Below are 4,933 nucleotides of genomic sequence, written 5' to 3'. Positions count from 1 at the left end.
CATCGCAAGGCGGAGGAGGGAGTCCATGCGGAGTATCGGCGACCGACGACAACGCAGCGAGGCGCGTGCCCTGGCGTCGTGGCACCCGGGCTGATCCGAAAGACACGCCCTACGTGCGCTCCGGGTCCCACTCCGGGTGTTCGCGGGCGGCCCACCTCCGGTCGACCAGGCCGGTGCGCATGCCGAGGCGGGCCTCGGGGTCGCGGACGGCCATGCGGATGTGGCCGATCGTGACGACGGCGATCGCGGCGGCCAGCCAGTCGTGGACGAAGGTCGCGCCGGTGCGCCAGGACGGCGGGGCGAGGTGGGTCAGCCACATCAGCAGGCCGGTGCCGACGATGACGAGGATCGCGCCGAGGGTCCACTGGGCGTAGAGCTTCTGGCCCGCGTTGAACTTGCCGGCCGGGCGGTCGGCGGCGCGGGAGCGCAGGGCGCGCAGCCAGGCCCAGTCGGTCGGGGTGAAGCGGCTCAGGCGGGAGAGGTCGGCGCGCAGGGCGCGGGAGGCGAGGCCGAGGAGCAGCGGGACGGGCAGGGCGAGGCCGCACCACACGTGGATCGTCACCACCAGCCGTCGCCTGCCGACGAGTTCGGCCAGGGGCGGCACGTACAGGAACGCGGCCGTGGTGAGGCAGACCAGCATCAGGGCCGCTGTGACGCGGTGGACCCAGCGTTCGGCGCGGGTGAAGCGGCGCAGGAGGTCAGGAGGTCGGTGCATCGTCACGTCCGTTCGAGCGGCCGACCCAGGCGTCGACGTCGTAGCCGTTCTCTTCCCAGTAGCCGGGTTGCACCGCGTCGGTGACGGTGATGCCGGAGAGCCACTTCGCGGATTTGTAGAAGTACATCGGCGCGACGTAGAGCCGGGCCGGGCCGCCGTGGGAGTGGGAGATCGGGGCGTCCTGCATGCGCAGGGCGACCAGGACGTCGTCGCGGCGGGCCTGGTCGAGGGTGAGGCTCTCGGTGTAGGCGCCGTCGAAGCAGCTGAACCGCACGGCCCGCGCGCCGGGCCGCACGCCGGCCGCGTCGAGCAGGTGCGACAGCGGGACGCCCTCGAAGGGGGTGTCCGGCACGCGCCAGCCGGTCACGCACTGCACGTCGTGGACGATCCGGCGCTGGGGCATCGCCTGGAGCTCGGCGAGGCGGAAGGTGCCGGGGCGGTCGACGAGGCCGTCGACGCTCAGGGTGTACGTCTCGGCGGTCCGCTCGGGGACGGAGGCGGTGATCGAGTAGTACCGGAAGCCGCCGCCCCCGGGGAGGAGCCCGGTCAGGCCGGTCGGGTCCTTGCCGGCCACGGTGTCCTGGGCCTTCTGCAGGTACGGCCCGGCGGCGACGCCGACCGCACCGAGGCCGAGCAGCCCGAGCACGACCCGGCGGCCGACCGGGGTGCCCTTCCCGTTGTGCGCTGTACTGTCCACGCCGCCGATTCGACCAGGTCCGCCCCGTCTTGACCAGGGGCGCAGCCCGGTCGTCAGGGTTTCGTCACATCCGGGCTCAGCAGGTCTTGCGGACGTTGCCCGCCTTGCCCTGCGGCAGCACGTTCTTGTCCCGGCGGACGATGCTCAGCTTGTCGCCCCAGCCCTTGCAGGCCTTCGACAGGCCCTTGTCGGTGTACTCGATGACGTAGACGCGGTCGCCGAAGGCGTCGACGTAGCCGTTGCACTCGTCCTGCTCGCCGCACTCCTCGGCGACGGCGAAGTCCAGCCCGACCTTCTGGCGGTCGCCGGCCAGCTCGACGGTGTTCTTCTGGCCGATCGCGAGCTTCTTCTCGTGCGCGTGGGCGGCGATCACCGTCTGGAACGCCTCGACGTCGGCCGCGGTGAGCAGGTTGTCGGAGCGGGTGTAGCTGTCGTAGTTGTCCGGCTCGACGGCGTTGAAGCCCTTGGCCGCGCACTCGTCGATCCAGCCGTTCACCTTCGCCGCGATGCGCTGACGCTTGGCGTCGGTGCGGACGTCGAGGAGGGCCTCGTTCCAGTTCGTGTCGTAGACGACCTTGCCGCCGCCGTCGCGGAGCAGCAGGTCCGGCTCCCAGTCCTTCTCGGCGCCGGACTGGGCCTGGAAGGCGTTGACGTAGCAGATGTTGTACAGCCCGGCGGCCGGCACCGCGCCGTGGTCGCGGCTGACCACCTGCACCCCGGCCGGGGGCTGGTAGGGCGAGGAGATCTGGTAGTCGAAGCCCGTGTGCTCGGGCGGCAGGGTGACGCTGGTGGGCGGCGGCAGGGACGGGCCGGTGGCGGGGGCCGTAGTCGAGCTGTCCGAGCCGGAGTCGTCCCCGCCGTCGGACGAGGAGCTGCACGACGACAGCACGAGCGCGGCCGCGGCCGAGACGGCCAGCGCCGCGGCGACCCGGCGACGGACAGGGCTGATGGACATCGTCGGTCTCCAAGGGGGTGGTGGCACTGAGGCTCACCTTACCGGGCAGTGGATCACCCTCGGCCCCGCACGGGGGCCCGGGACCGAATCCCAATGAACGCTTAATGCTCCGTTCACGCCCGATCAATCGGCACTGCAGCAGTCGGGAACCCTTCCCACAAGTCTGGGATAGGAACGGCCACGGCCGCCGCCGCAGAATGACGGTGCACGTCAAACCCCTTGAGAAGGAGCCCAGTTGATGAAGCGCTTGCACCGTTCCCTGGTCGTCGGCGGTCTCGCCGCGGCCGTCGTGCTCTCGGGCGTCGGCGCCGCCCAAGCGGCGGAGGCCGCACCGGCGGGCACGCACGCGGCGGCCCTCGCCGGCGCCGCCGACTGCGACGTCGAGTTCACCGTCACCTACTACCACTACCGAGAGAACGGCTACTCCCACGGCGGGGCGCTGCGCCGCGCCAACAAGGCGTACGCCAAGTGCATGGCGAGCTGATCCGCTGATCCGACGGCCCGTCGGTGCCCGGACCATCGGGGGCGGGCACCGGCGGGAGGCGGGGCCGGGGGCCGGGGGCACCCGATTGGTGCGCCCTCTGATAGCGCTCCGGAGATGGCTGGGGACCTCCGCCGGCCCACGACCGCGTGACGCGGCGGTGACCGTGGACGGGCAGGATCGTTGGCCGGGCATGACCATTTCCAAGCGCATCACCGCCGCCGCCTTCCTCGCCGCGGTCGCCGTCTCCATGGGCGGCCCGGCCTTCGCCGCCGAGCACGCCGGGGCCGCCGGGCACGCCGCACACGTCCGGCACACCGAGCCGCCCGTCACCGCCCTGCAGTGCGAGGAGGGTGGCGGCTGGGTGGCCACCGACATCCGCGAGCGCCGGGAGTTCTGCCTCGGCGGGGAGTTCGAGGACCGCTACGTCATCTGGATCTGACCTGCGGGTGAGGGCGGAGCTCCCCGGGCGACCGGGGTGCTCCGCCGTGTCACGCCGCCGGGCCGTAGGCGCCGAAGCCGCGGCAGACCAGGCCGTCGCGGAAGGTCAGGACCTCGGCGACGGCCTGGCCGCGCTCGTTGCGGTAGTTGATGACGAGGGTGTCGACCGAGGCGCGGACGTCCTCGACGGTGAAGTGCAGGTCGGGCAGGTGGTCGAGGCCCTTGGCCCAGTAGGCGCGCAGGGCGTCCTTGCCGCGCACCTCGCCGGACGGGTCGCCGATGATCTCCAGGATCCTGGGAGAGGCGAAGACGACGTCCTCGGTGTAGTGGGCGAGGATGCGCTCCAGGTCGCGGGAGTTCCAGGCGGCGGCCCAGTCCTGGGCGAAGCGGGTGGCGAATTCGAGGTCCATGGTCCCGGACGGTACGACAACCACGCTGCGGTCGCGCGCAATTCCACGATCCGGTCACCACACCACGGGTAGGTGCGACGGGCTGCGCGTCGTGCCGCCGAGCTGCCAGTCGATCGGTGCGCCGGGGTCGGCGAGGCGCAGGCCGGGGAGGGCGGCGGCCAGGCGGTGGAGGGCCTCGCACATCTCCAGGCGGATCCGCCAGGCGCCCAGGCAGTAGTGCGGGCCGGCGCTGAAGGCGAGGGTGGGGGCGGCGAGCGGGGCGGCGAGGTCGGCGTCGAGGCCCCCGTCCGGGAAGACGGCGCCGTCGCGGTTGGCGCTGTTGAGGCTGACGGCGACCACCGCGCCGGCCGGGATCGGCACCCCGCCGAGCTCGACCGCCTCGACGGCGCGCCGGGTCGTGGCGTCGTCGTCGCCGAGGGGGATGTGGTGCAGGAGCCGCTCGGTGGCGCGTTCGGCGACGGCGGGGTCGGCGAGGCGGGGCCAGCAGGAGGGGCGGTCGCCGAGGAGGTGGACGAAGGCGTTGCCGAGGGCGCCGGTGATGCTCTCGTTGCCGCTGCCCGCCAGGCCGCAGACCAGGTAGACGAGCCAGGTCTCAGGGATGCCGCCGTCCTCGTCGGCGGCGCGGACCAGGCTGCTGACCAGGTCGTCGCCGGGTGCGCGGCGCCGCCGGGCGATCAACTCGGCCGCATAGGAGGTGAATTCGTCCATTGCGGAGTCGTTCCGCTGATCGCCCTCGGCCAGGAGGGCCAGGGACCAGCGGTGCAGCCGGGTCTCGTCGACGCCCTCCAGGGCCATCAGCCGGCTGGTGACGGCGAACGGCACGGGCCGGGTGAAGGCGGCGACCAGGTCCGCCGGCGACCCGCCCGCCACCAGGTCGTCCACCGCGCGCTGGACGGCCTCGGCGACCCACGGACGCCAGGATTCGACGGCGCGCGGGGTGAAGGCCCGCTGGACGGTCAGGCGCAGCCGGCGGTGGTCGGCGCCGTTCAAGTTGAAGATCGACGCCGGGTTGCCGGTCGCCTCGGCGGTGCGGCCGTCGCTGCCGACGGCGTTCAGGTCGTCGCGGGTGAAGCGCGGGTCGCTCAGCACCTTGCGGACGTCGTGGTAGCGGGTGACCAGCCAGGCGGGGGTGCCGTCGGCGAGGGTGGTCGGCCGGGGCGGCAGGGCGGGGGCGAAGGTGAGCCGGTGGAGCGGGGGGAGGGCGGGGCCAGTGGCGGTGGAAGTGATGGGAGCC

The 4,933-nt window shown here is 73.0% G+C and carries 7 protein-coding genes; 2 read left to right on the top strand and 5 right to left on the bottom strand.

The genetic code is table 11. The features are described 5' to 3' along the window. Positions 1 to 109: 109 nt before the first annotated feature. The 3 genes from ACFV4F_RS42300 to ACFV4F_RS42290 form a co-directional block, all read right to left on the bottom strand. On the bottom strand, positions 110 to 715 hold the full coding sequence (locus ACFV4F_RS42300; protein ID WP_380435305.1) for a cytochrome b/b6 domain-containing protein: 606 nt from the start codon (positions 713 to 715) through the stop codon (positions 110 to 112). Continuing rightward, positions 699 to 1,421 carry a molybdopterin-dependent oxidoreductase gene (locus ACFV4F_RS42295; protein WP_380435447.1) on the bottom strand — a complete coding sequence of 241 codons (723 nt, stop codon included), beginning with the start codon at positions 1,419 to 1,421 and terminating at the stop codon, positions 699 to 701. The genes ACFV4F_RS42300 and ACFV4F_RS42295 overlap by 17 nt, the downstream gene beginning before the upstream one ends. A 67-nt stretch (positions 1,422 to 1,488) precedes the next feature. Continuing rightward, on the bottom strand, positions 1,489 to 2,367 hold the full coding sequence (locus ACFV4F_RS42290) for an endo alpha-1,4 polygalactosaminidase (RefSeq protein ID WP_380435304.1): 879 nt from the start codon (positions 2,365 to 2,367) through the stop codon (positions 1,489 to 1,491). 238 nt (positions 2,368 to 2,605) lie between these two features. Between ACFV4F_RS42290 and ACFV4F_RS42285 the strand changes: the two genes are divergently transcribed. Then, positions 2,606 to 2,851, top strand: coding sequence for a hypothetical protein (locus tag ACFV4F_RS42285; RefSeq protein WP_380435303.1), 246 nt, complete (start codon positions 2,606 to 2,608; stop codon positions 2,849 to 2,851). Between the two features lie 190 nt (positions 2,852 to 3,041). Further along, positions 3,042 to 3,290 carry a hypothetical protein gene (locus ACFV4F_RS42280; protein ID WP_380435302.1) on the top strand — a complete coding sequence of 83 codons (249 nt, stop codon included), beginning with the start codon at positions 3,042 to 3,044 and terminating at the stop codon, positions 3,288 to 3,290. Between the two features lie 49 nt (positions 3,291 to 3,339). On the opposite strand, the gene ACFV4F_RS42275 is transcribed toward ACFV4F_RS42280, so the two are convergent. Further along, positions 3,340 to 3,699 carry a nuclear transport factor 2 family protein gene (locus ACFV4F_RS42275; RefSeq protein ID WP_380435301.1) on the bottom strand — a complete coding sequence of 120 codons (360 nt, stop codon included), beginning with the start codon at positions 3,697 to 3,699 and terminating at the stop codon, positions 3,340 to 3,342. A 54-nt stretch (positions 3,700 to 3,753) separates the two neighbouring features. Beyond that, positions 3,754 to 4,926 carry a cytochrome P450 gene (locus ACFV4F_RS42270; RefSeq protein ID WP_380511147.1) on the bottom strand — a complete coding sequence of 391 codons (1,173 nt, stop codon included), beginning with the start codon at positions 4,924 to 4,926 and terminating at the stop codon, positions 3,754 to 3,756. Positions 4,927 to 4,933: the final 7 nt, after the last annotated feature.

This window comes from Kitasatospora sp. NPDC059722, from assembly GCF_042733235.1.
In the GTDB taxonomy this organism is placed as follows: domain Bacteria; phylum Actinomycetota; class Actinomycetes; order Streptomycetales; family Streptomycetaceae; genus Kitasatospora.
This window is presented reverse-complemented; position numbering and strand designations above follow the sequence as displayed.

Excerpts from the sequence above, each read along its gene's own strand:
- ACFV4F_RS42275 (WP_380435301.1), bottom strand. The coding sequence starts at position 3,699 with ATGGACCTCGAATTCGCCACCCGCTTCGCCCAGGACTGGGCCGCCGCC.
- ACFV4F_RS42280 (WP_380435302.1), top strand. The coding sequence starts at position 3,042 with ATGACCATTTCCAAGCGCATCACCGCCGCCGCCTTCCTCGCCGCGGTC.
- ACFV4F_RS42285 (WP_380435303.1), top strand. The coding sequence starts at position 2,606 with ATGAAGCGCTTGCACCGTTCCCTGGTCGTCGGCGGTCTCGCCGCGGCC.
- ACFV4F_RS42300 (WP_380435305.1), bottom strand. The coding sequence starts at position 715 with ATGCACCGACCTCCTGACCTCCTGCGCCGCTTCACCCGCGCCGAACGC.
- ACFV4F_RS42290 (WP_380435304.1), bottom strand. The coding sequence starts at position 2,367 with ATGTCCATCAGCCCTGTCCGTCGCCGGGTCGCCGCGGCGCTGGCCGTC.